The following is a 16,956-nucleotide window of genomic DNA, read 5'->3' as shown; positions in this document are numbered from 1 at the left end:
CCCGTTGAGGCACCGCACCACAACTGCTGTTTAGCTAATCGATGAGCGAGCTATTCGCTCTCGTTCGCCAAGGTGAGGCTAAGCTCAGTGCTCGAACTTCGCAGTGAGTTCATTGCCGGTGCCGGTGTAGGACAAGGTCAAGAAGCCGTACTTTTCGATGAGAGCCTTGTTCGGGTTGACTGCCGGGGCGACCACAGCGGCGTTGATGGCGCGCAGCTTTGCAGCCAGGGTGGCATCCAGCGAGACGTTGTTGATCACGTTGTAGGTATCGCGAGCAAAGACGTCGCCACTAGCGGCAGGGGTCTGGGTAGCATTGCCGAACAGGGTGCCCGGGGTCAGGTTGGTGCCGGAGCCAGCAACAGCGGTCTTACCGTTGAGATCAGCGATCTTCAGGCCAGCGGTGGTGTTGGTGGTGACGGTGTTCTTCTGAGAGATCCACTGCGCAGCGGAGAACGGGATGATCTGGTTAGCAGCGGTCAGCTGGGTACCATTGTTCTCTGCACCAACAGTGGTGACGCCTGCGCCGACGGTTGCTTCGGTCAGGCCGAGAGCCTTCAGGAAGAACGCGCGGGTGCCCGAATCAGCCTGCGGCAACAGCGGGGTCACGTTGGTGAGTACACCGTTGACGCTGATTTGCGGCTGAGCGCCAGTGCCGTTCCACTGGTAAGCGGCCTTCAGCTGAGCGGTGGTCGCGGTAGCAGCGCCCAATGCGGTGTTCTTGATCGCGATGCTGACCGCGTCACGAGCGAACGGGATGTAACGCAGGTCGGTGCCAGCGGTCTTCGGGCCGGAGGACGAGCGGGCAACCTGGATCTTGCCAACCACGTTCACGTTTCCGCTCGGGCCGGGGTAGCCATTACCAGCGGTGGCAGCCCAGGTGGTGTCAGCGGAAGCGCTGAGAGCCTTGACGCCAGCACCGGAGCCAGCCGGGCGGTTAATGATGGTGCCCGAGTTGTTCAGGTTGATCGTCGCGGTGCCGAAAGCATCGTAGGAAGCTACATCCGACTGGGTAGCGGTGAGGCCAGCGCCACCATTGGAAAGGCCGTTCCAGACATCCTGAGTGGTGTCCGAACCGGTGGCTACGTACGTGCGAGGGGTGGAGCTGGGATCAGCGATAGCCGAAGAAGAAGTGGCCAAGCCGAGAGCGAGAACACCAATAGCGGTGGCACCCGCGAGGGAGAGAATTGACTTTTTCATTCCGGGAAAAACTCCTTGATAGAATGCATTGTTGACTACAGTTGCCGATTACACCTGTAGTTTTGACCCGCTCCGGCTCTAGCCCGGGGCGGGTCTTCCTTCAAAGAGACGCAAGCCAAAACGCGCTCCTGGAGGAAGGCTGGAAGATTGCTTAGCTTGCGCTGTGCAACCAGAAACAATTCTGCTGATCAGCCTGGCATCCGCGTCGACGCGAACAATAAGCAGCCTTGTCTGCCAGGTGAATATTGGGTGAATCAAACAGTTGTCCATTCGGATCTGAAAAAGACTGCTTCATCTTCTTAGCCCTGCCGCGTGGGCACTCTCCGGCAGACGTGCCGAGCTAAAAGCGATCAAGGCATTGTGCAGCGCTTTATCGCGATCACGTTCCATCCGGAACCAGCGAGCTCCGAAAACCTTGGGCTCTTCAGCCGCGAAGGCCAGCCAGGTATGGGTACCTTGATCCGCGTCAATTACTGAGTGATGCGCCAGGTCCTGAATTGAGCGTTGCGTTTCCGCGGCGTCGTCGCGAGCCTCGGAGAATTTTTTGAAAATTGCGGCGCTGCGGGCGAGTTCTCGATTATTCGATGTCAATAACCGCCAGACAAAAATATGTTCTTCGGGATCAAAACCATCGCTTTTTTCCAAGGCGCTGCCGTAGTGAGTTTCTCCGAGCACTCGACTGCGATGAACCAACCAACTGTGCAGCACCGGGTCCTGGGGAGTGCTAAACGAAGCGACTAAAAGACGCACGCTGGACATCGAAGGCCTCCAGGCCGCAAGAGAATGATGGATTTCAAAAAATTAATAACAAAACTAAAACAGCACAAAAAAGCAACCCCAAGAATTGTTTTGATCCTTGGGGTTGCTGTTGAAATCGTACTCAGGAACACATGAAGAACATGTGTCCTCTTGGTGAACTCTTATCGATTCAGAAAATAGGTTTGAGGTTTTGCTCAGGCCGGCAGGCTGGTTCTGGTAATTTCTTCGGCTCGCCGCCACAGTTTGCTAGCCAACTCATCGTCCCGCATTCTGCGGTTCAGACCCGCCACTCCGGTCGGGCCGACCAGGCCGAAGCGACCGGTTGGGCCGTAGTAGCCCTTGTTGATTGCTTCGGGGCTGGTAGCGGCAAAGAGCAGCGGTTCGGCACCTTGTGCGACTTCCTGTGACGGCAGCAGCCGGTCGAGCAGACCCTTTTCTCGGGGTTTTTCCTTACCTAAGCTAGCGCCCGCGGTCTGTAGGTTAGTTTGGGTGTATCCAGGGTGGGCGGCGTTACTGATCAGCTGCCAACCGCGTTCAAGGGCAACCTCGGCAAGTTTGCGCGAGAGTAGCAGGTCGGCGAGTTTGGATTGGGCGTAGGCAGCGGCGCTGCGGTAACGGCGATTCCAGTTCAGATCGTCAAAGTGAATCCTGCCAAAGTTGGCCATTCCGCTGCTCATTGTGGTGACCCTGGGGGCCTCAGCTTTCAATAGCAGCGGCAGGAGGCGGTTGGTTAGGGCGAATGGGCCAAGGAAGTTGCTGCCAAATTGCAGCTCAAAACCATCCTTGGTCTCGATTCGCGACGGCGGTGTCATCACCCCGGCGTTATTGACCAAGACGTCGACTTGAATGCCGTCATCAATCAGGGCTTCGGCGAATTCCTGCACGCTGGACAAATCGGCAAGATCGACCCGTCGAACCTCAAGCTGCGCCGTCGGATGCTCGGCGAGAATCTCCTGTTTGGCGGTCTCACCCTTTTCAGGAGTGCGAACTGCCATCACCACGGTGGCTCCAGCCGCAGCAAGGCGTTTGGTCGCCTCCTTGCCGGTGCCCGAATTGGCCCCCGTCACCACAAATACTTTGCCGCCCTGATCTGGCACCTGGTACATCGCACACCCTCGAATCTTTTTCTAACTAGTTGGTTGATAACCATTGAAAACCCTCTTTTCTTGATTGTCAACTAACTAGTTGGTAATATCTTCGGCATGGTGAGAGACGCGCAGGCAACCAAGCAACGACTGCTGGAGGCGGCCACAAAGGAATTTGCTGAACGCGGTATAGCCGGTGCCCGAGTGGATCGGATCGCCGCGATTGCTGGCTCCAATAAGGCGCAGATCTATACCTATTTCGGTTCTAAGGACGCGCTTTTCGATGCCGTCTTCGATGAAATGGTGATTGCCACCGTGGAGGAGGTGCCAATTACTGCCGAGGATCTCGCTGGCTACGCCGCTAAGCTCTTCGACTACGCGCTGGCGCACCCCGAGCAATTCCGGATCGTGTTGTGGGATCAGCTGGAGCGGCAAGGTAAGGGAATACGAAGTGCCGAAGTGCAGCAGGCCTCGGCACGCAAGAGCTTGGCTATTGAGCGGGCGCAGCAACAAGGAATTCTGGCAAATCACCTTCCCGCCGAGTTATTGCACCAGGCGGTAGCCATCTTGACTACCCAGGCGGCTTTCCAACTCGACGCTGAAGCTGGCGTAGAGCAGCGTGCGATGCTCCGTGAATCGGTGATATCGATGGTTCGGTTACTGACTTAGTTTTTGTCCCGGGCTTGTGTTGGAGTGCACTCCAAGTCCTAGGCTGTGCGTGGAGCGGCATTGCTCCGTAACGTTAGTGAAAGGACGACTCAGATGAAGCAGATTGAACTCGGGTCTTCTGGTCTTGAGGTCTCTCGACTAGGACTTGGTTGCATGGGGATGAGTGCCTTCTACACAGGTAGTGGGCAGGACGACGCCGGAGCGCTTAAAACAATTCATCGAGCCTTCGATCTGGGCGTGAATTTTTTCGACACCGCCGAGATGTATGGCCCCTACACCAATGAGGAACTGTTGGGCCGAGCTGTTGCCGACCGCAGGGATCAGGTGGTGATTGCGAGTAAATTCGGCAATATCGACCATCTGAACGGAAGCGTGCGCGGCCTGAATGGCAGCCCAGAAAATCTCAGACTAGCCGTCGAAGGTTCGCTCAAGCGGCTGGGCACCGACTACATCGATCTTTACTATCAACATCGGATGGACCCCAACACGCCAATCGAAGATACCGTGGGCGAGTTCAGCAAGCTGATCGAAGAGGGCAAAATTCGGGCCTATGGCCTTTCCGAGGCGGCGCCGGCGACAATTCGCCGAGCGCATGCGGTGCATCCACTGGCAGCGCTGCAAACCGAGTACTCGCTGTGGAGCCGAGATCCTGAGGCGGAGATCCTACCGACGCTGCGCGAACTGAACATTGGCTTTGTGCCGTATTCACCGTTAGGGCGAGGTTTTTTGACCGGAGCGATCCGTTCGGTGGAACAACTGGACGAGAGCGATTTCCGTCGGCAAAACCCACGATTCACCGGTGACAACCTGGAAGCCAATATCCGTCTGGTCGAGCAGGTCGATGCGGTAGCAGCGGAAGCTGGGGCTAGCGCGGCTCAAGTGGCACTAGCCTGGCTGCTTGCACAGGGCCAGGATATTGCGCCCATTCCCGGCACTAAGCGAATCAGCTACCTGGAAGATAACCTCGGTGCGGATCAGCTGGTGTTAACGGCAGATCAACTGGCGAAGCTCAATTCGCTGCCCGCCCCAGCGGGAGAGCGCTACACCGCCGAAGGAATGGCCGGGCTTAACAAATAACCCGCAGAGCCCTTAAAGGAGTTCAACCACAAAGGCCGAGTGCCCAGCGATAGCTGGCGCACCCGGCCTTTGTGGTTATTAGCTCTTAGCCGTTGAACTCTTCGGGGTTCGGCCCGATCCGGCCGTCCTTGTCGAGTGCATCGATGGTGGCTAATTCCTCGGCGCTCAGCTCGAAGTCGAAGACGTTGATGTTCTCTTCAATCCGAGCCGGGGTGACCGACTTGGGGATGACAATATTGCCGACCTGCAGGTGCCAGCGAATGATCACCTGGGCAACGCTCTTGCCATGTGCTTCGGCGATTGCGCTGAGTGAGGCGTCAGTCAGCAATTCGCCACCCTGGGCGAGCGGGCTCCAGGCCTCGGTATGAATTCCGTGGGCGGCGTGGAAGGCGCGCAGTTCGCGCTGTTGCAGGTTCGGATGCAACTCGATCTGATTGACCGCCGGCACGGTGCCGCCGAGGTCGATCAAGCGCTGCAGATGTTGCAGCGGGAAGTTTGAGACGCCAATTGCTTTGGCTCGGCCTGAGGAGTAAATCTCTTCGAAGGCGCGCCAGGTGTCGACGTAGGTGTCCTTCGCCGGGGTCGGCCAGTGGATCAGGTAAAGGTCAACGTAGTCCAGACCGAGCTTTGCCAGGCTTTCATCAAAGGCGGCCAAGGTCTTCTCATAGCCCTGCTCGCTGTTCCAGAGCTTGGTGGTGATAAAGAGCTCGGAGCGGTCTGCTTCGCCGGTGGACAGAAACTCTTTAATGGCCTTGCCGACGCCTTCTTCGTTGCCATAGATCGCGGCGGTATCGATGCTGCGGTATCCCGCTTTGAGGGCGCTGCTCACGGCGGCGGTAGCTTCGGCGTCGGGCACTTGCCAAACGCCGAGGCCGAGCTGAGGCATGGTGTTGCCGTTGTTGAGGGTCACGTTAGAAACGTTGCCGGTCACAAATATCTCCTTGTTTTGGTTACTCTTGCGGCAACCGGGTGGCTGGATTGGTTATTCCTGAGTCTTGACGCAGTTGGTGGTCATTTCAAGTTCGGGGCCATTACTCTCGCGCAGCGTCAACCGAACGTTGACCGATCCGAGCTCACTCAGCGAACTTAGATGAGTCCCTCCGCAGGGGATGCTGGCGGTACCTTCCGGTAGTTCGCAAGACCAGTAACGTCGGTCGGTCAGGCCCTCGCCTTCGCGGTTTATTCGGATCTCAGCGCCGCTGGCTAGCCATTGCGCAACTGTCTGATTAATGGCTGCATTGAGCTCCGGTAGCGCCTGCTCCAGACCCTCGGCGTCGAAGCCCTTGCGTCGCAAGGACTTATTGAGTCGGTATACATCGGTGGAGCCATATTCCGTAATAGTCGAGGAGGCGATGGCGCTACCGTCGAAGTCCGGCGCTCCGAGTGAGTCCGGCCGCACTTCCTTATTCCAGCGCTCCGCAACTGCCCGATTGAGCGCGAGCGAAACCAGATGACAGGCGCTGTGTCCGCTGCTGAGCGCCAAACGGTAGTCGGCGTCGACCAGTACCTCAAGCTGGCTACCCTCTGCGGGAGCGCTCTCGCCATTCACCAGATGCGCTACCAGGAAGCTCCAGCCCTCAGTGCCCTTGCGCACTGGAATATCGCTGCCGAGAAACAACTCGCTGCCATTGCTGGCGGCCACCACGGCGTCGAGGACCGGTATTTCGGCACCATCGGTGAGTAACTTGGCTCGGTCTGGGCCTTGATCGGGCCAAGCGGCATCAACCGGATGGCAGGGCGTGCTGTCGAGCAGCACGACGGCGCGACCGTCAGCGAGGCGTTCGGTGTGCAGCACGGTCGCGCGGGCCTGGGTCACGCCCAGCGGGTAACTTACATCAGTGTCGTGTTGGGGAAGCATTACAACCATTTCTTTTTCTTGAAAACGAAATACATAGTGGCCGAAACCAGCACCATCAAGCCAATTGCCGCCGGATAACCCCAGGTCCAGCTGAGCTCGGGCATCAGCTCGAAGTTCATCCCGTAAATACCGGCCACCACGCTGGGCGCGAAGAGAATAGCTGCCCACGAAGAGATCTTTTTAATCTCCTCGTTCTGAGCGGCGCTGGCCTCGTTTTGGCGGTTGGTGGTCAGGGTTCCGTCGACGATCAGGGCATTTTGCAGCAGCGCCCGGAAGGAGTCGGCTCGGCCGGAGAGCCTAGCCACGTGGTCTTCCACATCTCGCAAATTTCGCTGCAACTCAATATCCACGCCATACTTTTCAAAGCCGCCATGCAGAGCTGACATCATGCCCATAAGCGGTTGCAAGGCGCGTTGGAATTGGATGACTTCACGAGAGAGCTTATAAATGCGCCGGGAGACCTGGGTATCTCCGGAGAAGAGCTGATCTTCGATTTCGTCAATGTCGTTCTCCAGACCGGCAACCACCGGACCGTAGTCGTCAACAACCTGGTCCAGGATGGCGTAGAGCACTGCCTCGGGGCCAAGCGCGAGCAGTTGAGGATTCTGTTCCATTCGATGACGCACTTTGCTCATCACCGGAGTCTCGGCGTGGCGGATGGTGATCACGAAGTTTTTTCCAGTGAAGACGTGCAGTTCGCCGAACTCGACTTCCTCCTCATCATCCAGATAGCGAGCCGGTAGCAGCACAGTGAAGAGATTGTGATCGTAGCGCTCGAGTTTGGGGCGCTGGTGTGCGGTTACCGCGTCTTCAATAGCCAACTCGTGAAGATCGAATTCCGCGCCGATGGAAGCCATTTCTTCGGCGCTCGGCCGGTAGAGGCCGATCCAGGCCATCCCGTGGCGTTCGGTCAAGGTCTCGTAGGTCTGTTGCAGGCTGACCGGATCAGCTGTCCGGATGCCATTGACGTAAATGGCGTTATCGATGACGGTCACGCGTACATTATCCGTGCTGAGCTGTGATTGAAGCCACCTGTGTTCCGCCTCACAATCGCAAAGAAACGTTTGCAAAGAAATCTTTGCAATGTTATGATTTTGATATGTCACAAGGAGCTGAGCCCCCAGAGGAGCCGACGCGGTCCACCGCGCGAGACCTCGATGTCAGCTCGCTCAAGGCTCTGGCGCACCCGATCAGAGTGCGGATCCTGGATAGCCTTTCTCGTTATGGCGCGCAAACCGCGAGCAGCTTGGGGGAGTTGCTCGGGGAGTCGAGCGGCTCGACCAGTTATCACTTACGTCAACTCGAGAAGCACGAATTCGTGCGCACCGTTGAGGGTAAGGGTAATGCCCGGGAGCGTTGGTGGGAGCGCAGTCCAGGGCGGCTTAGTTTCGGCGATCGAGAGCAGTATGAGAACCCAGAAACCGCCGAGGCGGTGCGCCTGATCAACCGGGAGTTTCTCAGCAGTCGAACCAACTACTTGCAGGACTATCTTGCGCACGGCGATGACGTGCTTGCCGAAGAATGGGTCGACGCGGGTTCATTGAGTACCTCGACACTCCGCTTGAACGCTGAGCAGCTCAGCATATTTGCCCGAAAACTCAATGCTTACTCAGAGAAGTTAGTTGAAGAGATCAAGGCCGAGGGAGAACTTCAAGGGCAGCGCGCTGTGCAGGTGCACATCGACGCCTTCCCCATCCTTGATCCAAACCTCGATAAAAAATCAGCCAACACCGCAGCAAAGGAATCATCATGAATACCTCAGAAGAACGTGCACCCCGCCGTCGAAACATCATTGCCTCGCTGGCCAGCCATGCCGGGGTCGCTCTGCAAGAATGGTCGGCCCGCCGAGACCGTTCGCACGTCAGCAACACCCTTTACCGCGAGCGGGTTGATCAGGAAACCGAATTGCACCGCACCCTGCTCAAGCACAACGCAATGCGCTAATCGTCCACCAGGACACTAGCTCGTGATGAGGCTATGAAGAAGTCATGAGGAGAGCGGCCCCGAGTAGCCGGGCATCCGCTCAAAAACTAAGGTGGTCTCGGTGTGACCCACCACCGGATCGGTGGTCAGATTATCGAGTACCCAATCCCGCAGCGTGTCGGTATTCGTCACCGCGATGTGCAGCAAATAGTCCACCGAGCCAGAGGTGTGGAACGTGGTCAGCACCTCGGGTAGCTTGGGCACCGTTGAGGTGAAACGGTCGATTTCCACTCGGTCGTGAGCCTTCAATTGCACGGCTACGAGCGCCTGTACGGCACGACCTACGGCGGCCATATTGATAGTGGCTTGAAAGCCGGAGATGATGCCACGCTCCTGCAGCGAGCGGGTGCGCATCAAAGCGGTTGACGGCGCAATTCCGACCGCATCTGCCAGGTCTCGGTTGGTGATTCGGGCGTCCTGCAGGAGCAAGTCGATGATCTTGCGGTCGACGCTGTCGAGGCTTTGCGACTCAGGCAGTTGATTCACGATTTCACTATAGACGTATCCGAGCCGCCTGACCTCGCCAGCGGCTTAGAAAAGTTCAGATCTGACGGCTCAGCTCGGCGATGATCTCTGCACTTGTGGCGGTTCGGGCCAGGGAATACCCGGTGCCAGCCCATAAATTGACCCCATCGGCGTCGCCCTGGGCAGCCGCTGCGGAGCGCAGTTCACTGGTGAGATGGTGAATTTGCGGGTAACCCGACGGTGCGCCGGAATGTTCGCGGATAAATCGATTCTCAAGGCCACGCGCCCAACGACCGCTGAAGGCGCGGGTCCGCGCGGTTCGTCCGAAGCGTCGGTCGTCGAGGGCCGAGCGATGCACCTCCTTGGTGCCAGCCTCCTTCGCTTTGAGGAAGGCTGTGCCCAGCTGTACAGCGCTGGCGCCGGCCTGCAAGCTGCCGCTTACGGCAGCTGAATCAGCTATTCCACCGGCGGCTACTAAAGGTAGCGAACTCAGCTGCCGGACAGCTTTGAGCAATCCATGGAGCGAACCCGACCATGGCGTGGCCTCCAGATCTAGGAAAGCAGCGGAGTGTCCGCCCGCGTCGGGGTGCTGCAACACCAGGGCGTCCACTCCGAGTTCGGTAGCCTGTTGGGCTTCCTCTGCTGAGGTGACGGTGGCCAAGACCAGGCTGCCTTGTCGCTGCAGAGTGCTGAGCACGCGGCTGCTTGGTAGTCCAAAGGTGAAACTGACAAAACGCGGCGGCTGAGCGGTGAGCAGATCAAGTTTCTCCGACCAAGCGTCGTCGTCCGGGCCGGCCAGCTCGGGTAATTCAACCCGGTAGCGGCTGGCCTCAGTTTGCAGCTCGACACGGTAGGCCGCCAGCGCCCCTTGGTCGACTGGTCGCTGATCAGGGACAAAGAGATTGACCCCAAAATTCTCGGTACTTTGACGCACCGCGGAGATCTGCGTAGCCAAGGCGTCAACACTCTTATAGCCAGCCGCCAGGAAACCAATGGCACCAGATTCGGCGGCTGCGACGACCAGCTCCGGTGTGCTCGGACCGCCAGCCATCGGCGCCACGATTAAGTTTGAATCAAACATTCCGCTCCCGCCAACTATCCTTAGGGACGTGACTTCAACCGCTGAACCCAAGCCGAGCCAGCTCAAGACCATCATCGGCCTTGATATTGGCGGTAGCAAAACCCGTGGCATTCTGTGGCGGAATGGCGAGGTTATTGCTGACCGACAGACTGGCAGCGCCAATGTACAGAATGTCAGCGTTGACGAAGCTACCGAGAACCTGCGGCAGTTGTTCCAGCTGTTCCCCGAGGCGACAGTCGATCAGGTCTTCGCGGGTTCCGGCGGCATCGATACCGAGGCCGACGCTGAGGCGCTGGCTGCTTTGATCAGACCCAATCTGCCAGGTGTTCCGGTCACCGTGGTGCATGACACCAGATTGCTGCTGGCCGCCGGGCATGCACGTACCGGAGTCGCAGTGATCGCGGGCACCGGCTCAGCAGCGTGGGGAGTCAACGATGAGGGCGGCCAAGCTCGGGCGGGTGGTTGGGGGTACCTACTGGGCGACGAGGGCAGCGGATACTGGTTCGGCCGGCAAGCCGTGCGACACAGTCTGCACCGGATGAATCTCAACCTGGCTCCGGACACACTCACCGAAGCATTGCTCAAGGCTTGCGAACTGCGCGAGCCAGGGGAACTGATTGCGCACTTCCACTCCGGTACCACCCGGCGTTATTGGGCAGCGCTCTCACCCCTGGTGTTTGATGCCGCCGCGGCAGGACACCGGGAGAGCCAGCAGATGATTGAACAGGCCGGGAAGGATCTGGCCGCACTGGCCGCTCAGGTCGCTCATCAGATCGGGGTCACCGGGCCGATTGTGCTTGGTTCAGGCCTGGGTATGCACCAGCCGCCGCTTCAAGAGACCTTCAAAAAGTACCTTGCTGAAGACGGCTTCAGCGAAGTTCGGGTGCTCGACCAGGATCCTATTTTCGGTGTGCTGGATCTGGCTGCCCAAGCAGTCGGCAGCGTCGGCCGCTAACTCCCTACTAGGCCGGAGTCCTAGTCATCCACTGCTGTTAGTCGTCAGTTGCTGGCGGAGCCGAGGCGCGTTTCCGCGGACTCATCCGCACGGTGGGCAGTTCCGGAGCGGGGATTCGGCCTGCCTCGATGCCCGCCTCGGGTCCGTGGCCGGGAACCGTCGGGAATCTAGGAGACTGAGCTTCCCAGTCGGCTCGGGCGGACTCGATTTCTTCCTGGCTGCGGCCGACAAAGTTCCACCACATCAGCAGCTCCTCTTCGAAGGGTTCGCCACCAATCAGCAGGAACCGAGTACCGGCCAGCGCGCTGAGGTTCAGTTCATGCCGTCCGGCACCGAGGAAGGCGAGCGGTCCAGGCAGGACTTCCTGATCGTCGAGCTGCAAGGCGCCGTCCAGCACCAGAATGGCGTGTTCGAAGTCGTGGTTGAGCGCTAGCTTGCCTTCACCGTCGGCGTCGACGGTAATTTCCGCACCGACCAAAGGACTGAAGGTGGTGGCTGCCGAGCGATGTCCGGAGAGCTCTCCCAGGATCACCCGGACGCTCAAAACCCCGCTTGTGAAGGACGGCAAATCCTTATGTTGCTCGAAGCTTGCCGCACCGTGCCGGGAACCTTCCGGCAGCGCCACCCAGAGCTGCAGGCCGCGCATTGTCTGGTCCTCACCGCCGGGCTCCTGCAACCAGGAGAACTCGCTGTGCGCGATGCCATTGCCTGCCGTCATAATGTTCAACTCGCCGGGGCGCACCAGCACGTCCGAGCCCAGCGAATCGCGATGCCGGATCACCCCCGAAAGCGGCCAGGTGACGGTTTGCAAGCCAATATGTGGATGCGGCAGCACCGACATATCCGGTTCAGCCGGTCCGAAGCTGTCAAGAAAACACCAAGCCCCCACGGTTGGCAGACCACGCTGCGGCAAGGTCCTGGAGACCGAAACCCCGCGTACTCCGCCCAGTGGTACTTCACGAGCTGGCCAGAACTGTAAACATGGTCCGCTGGCTACCGCCGCTGGGCAATCGATGGGTTCGGGGTGTTGTTCAGCGTTAGTCACGGCTTAACGGTCACACGCCTGAGTCGCTATCGCAAGCTCGTTGAGTGACCTGTCGACTGGCACCGGGAAACTGGCCTAGGCTGGCCAAATGGCTCTGAGTTTCGAAACCCGACCGGCGGCTTACGCAGTGATCGTTCGTGAAGAACAGATCTTACTTGCCTACTGGTCTGAGCATGGCCAGCAAGCTTGGACGATGCCCGGTGGTGGGCTGGACCCGGGCGAGCATCCGGTGGATGGTGCGATTCGTGAGGTCTTTGAGGAGACCGGTTACCATGCGCAGATTGATCGGATGCTCGGCGTTGATGTCGGTTACTGGCCAGCAGAGAAGCGTTTGGACGGCTCTGAGCTACCGCTGCAATCCCTTCGATTCCTCTACCAGGGAACGATCACAGGCGGCGAGCTGACCGCCGAAGTCAATGGCACCACCACCCATGCTGCCTGGATTCCACTGGGCGAGGTGGCAAAGCTCAACCGGGTGGCCTTGGTCGATGTGGCAATAAAGCTGTGGTTACAAAAGCCGGAGGATGGCAAGCTCAGAGATTTGTCGCTATAGTTTCTGTCAAGTGATCGACGAGCCTGGAAGGGAGGCAATAACCATGAATGATTTATTGCTGTGCTCAGGCACAAAAAACTCATCCTGTTTTTGTCTTCCCGCCTCGACTGCTGAGCGACGCTAAAAAGCGAGCCACTCGGGGCATAACCCCCGAGGTTTATGATGAATTCTTCGTCAATTGACGAGCTTATTTCTTACGGTTTTATCGGCAGAATTGTCGAGCAATTTCAAGATTATCCCGATCTGGAGCCTGCCCGAGTGGTCCGGGTGGACCGGCAACATCTGCAGGTGATCACTGCGCAAGGCCTAATGCTGGTGAAAACCAATCACTCCTGTGCCACCGGTGATTGGCTCGGCTTATCAAGCAATGAGTCGGGCGAAACAGTGGTCAGTGCAGTGCTGCCGCGTTCGACCCAGCTGGTTCGCAAAGCCGCTTTCGATCTCTCCACCGAGTCCCAGGTGTTGGCTGCCAATATTGATTTCGTCGGGGTGGTGGTGCCGATTGATCGGCCGCATTCCCCCGGACGTTTGGAGCGCATGTTGGTCGCGGCCTGGGACTCCGGTGCGATGCCGCTGGTGATCTTGACTAAAGCAGATCTTGCAGACGGCGTGAATGGCAACGATGACGTCGTTGCTGCGGTGATTGAGCAAGCTCCCGGCGTCCAAGTGATCACGACCAGCGCTGAGCAAGGCGATGGTATTGACGCGCTGCGTGAACAACTGCCGCCCGGTAGCACGCTGACCTTCCTGGGGCCCTCGGGCGCTGGGAAGTCGAGTCTGATCAATGCCCTGGTCGGATCGCAGCAGCAGGACACGGGGGCAGTTCGCGACGGCGATTTCAAAGGCAAGCACACCACCACTTCTCGCGAGTTGATCCCGCTCGCGGGTGGAGCGGTGTTAATGGACGCGCCGGGGGTGAGGGGCTTCGAAGTCGCTGACGCCGGTGATGGCATGGCCAAGGTCTTCGGCGATATCGAAGGACTCTTTGAGAACTGCCGTTTCAACGACTGTCAGCATCGCTTTGAACCGGGTTGCGCCGTGCAAGAAGCTTTGCAGAACGGATCCTTGGAACACCGCCGCTGGGAGAGTTATCAGAAGATGGGCCGCGAAATGGCTCGGCTGGCCAAGCGTAAGGACACCGCCCTACGCCGCGCCGATTCGCGCTCCGCTGGGAAGGCTTACAAGTCCTTCAAGAAGATCCGCGACCAATCCCGAGCCGAGAAGCTGAGCTGAGCCGTCCGGCCCCGGGCCGGCTGAACCTCCCCATTTTTCCGTCCCTTAGACACGAGGCTTCGCGTGTCGGCTTCGCCGCCACGCGGGGGCTCGCGATGCGGGACTACAAAAAATGGGGAGGTTCAGTCGAATCAGAAATGTCAGTCTACGACCGCGGGTTCCTTCTCGGCTTTGGCTTGCCGGGCCAGTCGGGAGTTCCAACGACCGTAGGCGAAGTAAATCGCCAGCCCCACTACCGACCAGACTGCGAAGAAAATCCAGGTCTGGGTGGCCAGGTTGAACATCAGGTAGGTGCAGAGCAGGGCCGAAAGAATCGGGATCACCGGGCCGAGCGGTACCCGGAAGGCCGGCTTGAGATCCGGACGCTTGCGCCGTAGTACCAGGATGCCGATGCTGACCATCACGAAGGCGGAGAGGGTGCCGATATTGATCATTTCACTGAGCAATTCGATCGGGGTGAAGCCGGCCAGTAGCACCACCACGATGCCGCAGATGATTTGGGTATGCGCCGGGGTGGCCCGCTTATCCGAGGTGCGAGAGAGTGCGCGGGGGAGCAGACCATCACGGCTCATTGCCATTGACACTCGAGAGAGTCCCATCAACAGCACCATGATCACCGTGGTGAGCCCGATCAGCGAGCCAAGCGAGATAATCACCACGGCCCAGTCAGCGCCGACGAGTTGGAAGGCGGTGGCCAGGGATGGATCGGCAGCCTTGGCGAGCTCGGTGTAAGGCACCATACCGGTGACCGCCAGGGTAACCAAGATATAGAGCACGGCGACCACGGCTAGACCCGCGAAGATGCCGCGGGGCAAGGTCTTCTTCGGATTTTTGACTTCTTCGGCGCTGGTAGCCACCACGTCGAAACCGATAAAGGCGAAGAACACCAGAGCAGCACCGGAGATGATCCCGGTGAAACCATAGACGGCGGGGGAGGAGCCGGAGAGGAAAGACATGAATGGCTGGGTGAGTGCACTTGTCGTGGTTTGCGGAGCGTCCTCGGCGGGCGGCACGAAGGGGATGTAATTCTGTGCCTTCACGAAGAAGAAGCCCACCACGATAACGAACAAGACAATAGCAATTTTGATGATCGTGACAATGTTATTGACCCGGGCAGAAAGCTTAGTGCCGAGGACCAGGACCACGGTGAAGATCGCTACGACGATAGCTGGACCCCAATAAATGGTCACCGGTCCCACCGGGATCTCGGCGGGCAGGTTGATATTGACCGCCTTGAGGAAATCGGAGAGATAAACGCCCCAATATTTGGCGATTACAGCGGCCGCCATCAGGAGTTCCAGAATCAGGTTCCAGCCGACAATCCAGGCGAAGATTTCGCCCATCGTGGCGTAGGTGAAAACATAGGCGCTTCCGGTCACCGGAATGGCGGTGGCAAATTCGGCGTAGCACATGATCGCGGCCGCGCAGGTGATCGCAGCCAATACGAAAGAGATAGTTACCGCTGGGCCGGCATTGTGTGCCGCTGCCTTCGCGCCAACCGAGAAGATGCCGGCACCAACCGCGACCGCGACACCCATGATCATGAGATCCCAGGTGCTCAATGACCTCTTGAGCGTTCTACCGGGCTCGGCGGAGTCCGCTATCGACTGTTCAATTGTCTTGGTGCGCATCAGGCCCATTACGTTACCTTGTGTCCATTCTGGGTTGTTCGTTCGCTTGGCTGCCAACCAACCTACCCTAGCCACTCAGCAATATGGCTGACGTTCATTTGCGGTCTGTCTCATATCGTGGAAGGAAACTAGCCGTTCAACTCGTTACTGACCATTCATGACCTGAGCCCACGGACAATCGGGCAAACCCAAGGGAGTACTAGGTCTCGACGAATCGAAAATAGGTCTAGGGCCGATAGCAGAGGTTAGCGAAGCTTCATACATTGAAAGAGCGTTCGACTCTGAACCGCAGAGCGTGAAGTTTTATCCGAAGATTCTTTCACTTATGGAGGTTATTGAGGTGCCTAATTCAGCCAAAGTCCGGTGGCAGGCAGCCGTCGTTGGTACCGTGCTTGCCACTGGGGCGTTACTCAGCATCGGTCCGATCAGTCCAGCGGTGGCGCAGCAAGCCGCTATTGGCGATCACCTACCAGCGACAGCGCTGGCCGCCGAGGTTTGCTCGGTGCCGGCGACGGCAAATGACAGTGTGCTGCTCACTCTCAAGCGGGTTGGGGACAGCCGGAGCATTAGCAGCAAGGTGAGGCTGGCCATGTTTGAAACGGCCTGGGTTGAATCGCATGCGAATAACCTCGGTTGTGGCGATTCGGATTCGGTCGGTGTCTTCCAGCAACGTCCGAGTCAGGGCTGGGGCACCGTCGCCCAGTGCATGGATGTGAATTACGCGGCCAATAAATTCCTAGACCAGGCGATCAGCAATGCCGCGAAGAACCCGGGATGGACTGCCGGGCAGGTGGCGCAAAGCGTGCAGCGCTCGGCCTATCCCTCCCGCTACGATCAAGCTCAGAGCACTGCCAATTCACTAATTTCCCGCTCGATCACCTTGGATAATGGTGGCCCGGTGAACTCCTTTGCCTGGCCGGTGACTTCGATCGGCGAGGTGTCTACCAGGGTCAAGGTGCTCCAGTCGATGCTGGTGCAGCGGGGCTACTCCCTGACCATCGATGGTTCCTTCGGTGCCGCTACTCAAAGCGCTGTGAAGAGTTTCCAGGCCAGCAAGGGAATGGTCGCCGACGGCGTGGTGGGCGTTCAGACCTGGCCTGCGGTGCTTATTAACCCCAGCTACGGCCAAAACAACAAAGCGGTCTCCGCTTTGCAGACCGAACTCAAGGCACACGGCTACACCATCACCGTGGATGGTAGCTATGGGGCTGCAACTCAGAACACAGTGAAGAGCTTCCGCAGTAATTACAAATTGCCGGCCGGCACCACTGTTGACCTATCGGTCTGGAACATCCTGGTGCATTTCCACTAGAGCACTGTCGTATCAACCGTAAAAAATCCGTATCAACCGTAAAAAATCAACAC

18 protein-coding genes are annotated in these 16,956 nt (G+C 58.4%); 8 read left to right on the top strand and 10 right to left on the bottom strand.

The window, feature by feature from the left end:
* Positions 1-84 precede the first annotated feature (84 nt).
* From UM93_RS17140 to UM93_RS08915, 3 genes are all read right to left on the bottom strand, one after another.
* Positions 85-1,197, bottom strand: a complete 1,113-nt coding sequence (locus UM93_RS17140; protein WP_052663697.1) for a hypothetical protein — start codon at positions 1,195-1,197, stop codon at positions 85-87.
* A gap of 291 nt (positions 1,198-1,488) precedes the next feature.
* Positions 1,489-1,956 (bottom strand): hypothetical protein, encoded by a 468-nt coding sequence (locus tag UM93_RS08920; protein WP_045075093.1) that lies wholly within the window; start codon positions 1,954-1,956, stop codon positions 1,489-1,491.
* 194 nt (positions 1,957-2,150) lie between these two features.
* Positions 2,151-3,062 (bottom strand): SDR family oxidoreductase, encoded by a 912-nt coding sequence (locus UM93_RS08915; protein ID WP_045075092.1) that lies wholly within the window; start codon positions 3,060-3,062, stop codon positions 2,151-2,153.
* A 96-nt stretch (positions 3,063-3,158) separates the two neighbouring features.
* Here UM93_RS08915 and UM93_RS08910 point away from each other — a divergent pair, with 96 nt between their 5' ends.
* Together UM93_RS08910 and UM93_RS08905 are read left to right on the top strand one after the other, a co-directional pair.
* Positions 3,159-3,710: a TetR/AcrR family transcriptional regulator gene (locus tag UM93_RS08910; RefSeq protein ID WP_045075090.1), complete on the top strand. Its 552-nt coding sequence runs from the start codon at positions 3,159-3,161 to the stop codon at positions 3,708-3,710.
* Positions 3,711-3,803: 93 nt separating this feature from the next.
* Entirely contained in the window at positions 3,804-4,787 is a 984-nt protein-coding gene (locus UM93_RS08905) for an aldo/keto reductase (RefSeq protein WP_045075089.1), read from the top strand.
* Positions 4,788-4,872: 85 nt separating this feature from the next.
* Here UM93_RS08905 and UM93_RS08900 read toward each other — a convergent pair whose 3' ends face one another.
* The 3 genes from UM93_RS08900 to corA form a co-directional block, all read right to left on the bottom strand.
* On the bottom strand, positions 4,873-5,673 hold the full coding sequence (locus tag UM93_RS08900; RefSeq protein WP_045077141.1) for an aldo/keto reductase: 801 nt from the start codon (positions 5,671-5,673) through the stop codon (positions 4,873-4,875).
* Between the two features lie 96 nt (positions 5,674-5,769).
* Positions 5,770-6,654 (bottom strand): alanyl-tRNA editing protein, encoded by an 885-nt coding sequence (locus UM93_RS08895; protein ID WP_045075087.1) that lies wholly within the window; start codon positions 6,652-6,654, stop codon positions 5,770-5,772.
* A complete protein-coding gene (gene corA, locus UM93_RS08890; protein ID WP_045075085.1) occupies positions 6,645-7,640 on the bottom strand; it encodes a magnesium/cobalt transporter CorA in 996 nt (331 codons plus the stop codon). Before corA ends, UM93_RS08895 begins: the two co-directional genes overlap by 10 nt.
* A 104-nt stretch (positions 7,641-7,744) precedes the next feature.
* Here corA and UM93_RS08885 point away from each other — a divergent pair, with 104 nt between their 5' ends.
* Together UM93_RS08885 and UM93_RS08880 are read left to right on the top strand one after the other, a co-directional pair.
* A complete protein-coding gene (locus UM93_RS08885; protein ID WP_045075084.1) occupies positions 7,745-8,398 on the top strand; it encodes a winged helix-turn-helix domain-containing protein in 654 nt (217 codons plus the stop codon).
* On the top strand, positions 8,395-8,589 hold the full coding sequence (locus UM93_RS08880; protein WP_045075082.1) for a hypothetical protein: 195 nt from the start codon (positions 8,395-8,397) through the stop codon (positions 8,587-8,589). Before UM93_RS08885 ends, UM93_RS08880 begins: the two co-directional genes overlap by 4 nt.
* Positions 8,590-8,631: 42 nt before the next feature.
* On the opposite strand, the gene UM93_RS08875 is transcribed toward UM93_RS08880, so the two are convergent.
* The gene (locus UM93_RS08875; RefSeq protein ID WP_234399279.1) at positions 8,632-9,114 is read right to left on the bottom strand and encodes an Lrp/AsnC family transcriptional regulator; all 483 of its coding nucleotides are present in this window, start codon (positions 9,112-9,114) and stop codon (positions 8,632-8,634) included.
* A gap of 55 nt (positions 9,115-9,169) precedes the next feature.
* Positions 9,170-10,174: a nitronate monooxygenase gene (locus UM93_RS08870; RefSeq protein ID WP_045075079.1), complete on the bottom strand. Its 1,005-nt coding sequence runs from the start codon at positions 10,172-10,174 to the stop codon at positions 9,170-9,172.
* Between the two features lie 28 nt (positions 10,175-10,202).
* Here UM93_RS08870 and UM93_RS08865 point away from each other — a divergent pair, with 28 nt between their 5' ends.
* On the top strand, positions 10,203-11,129 hold the full coding sequence (locus UM93_RS08865) for an N-acetylglucosamine kinase (RefSeq protein ID WP_234399278.1): 927 nt from the start codon (positions 10,203-10,205) through the stop codon (positions 11,127-11,129).
* 37 nt (positions 11,130-11,166) lie between these two features.
* Here UM93_RS08865 and UM93_RS08860 read toward each other — a convergent pair whose 3' ends face one another.
* Positions 11,167-12,174, bottom strand: a complete 1,008-nt coding sequence (locus tag UM93_RS08860) for a pirin family protein (RefSeq protein WP_045075077.1) — start codon at positions 12,172-12,174, stop codon at positions 11,167-11,169.
* 88 nt (positions 12,175-12,262) lie between these two features.
* Between UM93_RS08860 and UM93_RS08855 the strand changes: the two genes are divergently transcribed.
* Together UM93_RS08855 and rsgA are read left to right on the top strand one after the other, a co-directional pair.
* Positions 12,263-12,727 carry an NUDIX hydrolase gene (locus UM93_RS08855; RefSeq protein ID WP_045075076.1) on the top strand — a complete coding sequence of 155 codons (465 nt, stop codon included), beginning with the start codon at positions 12,263-12,265 and terminating at the stop codon, positions 12,725-12,727.
* 162 nt (positions 12,728-12,889) lie between these two features.
* The gene (gene rsgA, locus UM93_RS08850; protein WP_234399277.1) at positions 12,890-13,960 is read left to right on the top strand and encodes a ribosome small subunit-dependent GTPase A; all 1,071 of its coding nucleotides are present in this window, start codon (positions 12,890-12,892) and stop codon (positions 13,958-13,960) included.
* A 140-nt stretch (positions 13,961-14,100) separates the two neighbouring features.
* Here rsgA and UM93_RS08845 read toward each other — a convergent pair whose 3' ends face one another.
* The gene (locus UM93_RS08845; RefSeq protein ID WP_045075073.1) at positions 14,101-15,600 is read right to left on the bottom strand and encodes an APC family permease; all 1,500 of its coding nucleotides are present in this window, start codon (positions 15,598-15,600) and stop codon (positions 14,101-14,103) included.
* A 331-nt stretch (positions 15,601-15,931) separates the two neighbouring features.
* On the opposite strand from UM93_RS08845, the gene UM93_RS17825 reads away from it, so the two are divergent.
* Entirely contained in the window at positions 15,932-16,903 is a 972-nt protein-coding gene (locus UM93_RS17825; RefSeq protein WP_199921736.1) for a peptidoglycan-binding domain-containing protein, read from the top strand.
* Positions 16,904-16,956 lie beyond the last annotated feature (53 nt).

Source organism: Psychromicrobium lacuslunae, from assembly GCF_000950575.1.
Lineage (GTDB): Bacteria > Actinomycetota > Actinomycetes > Actinomycetales > Micrococcaceae > Renibacterium > Renibacterium lacuslunae.
The sequence above is the reverse complement of the archived record's forward strand: the minus strand, read 5'-3'. Positions and strand labels throughout refer to the sequence as shown.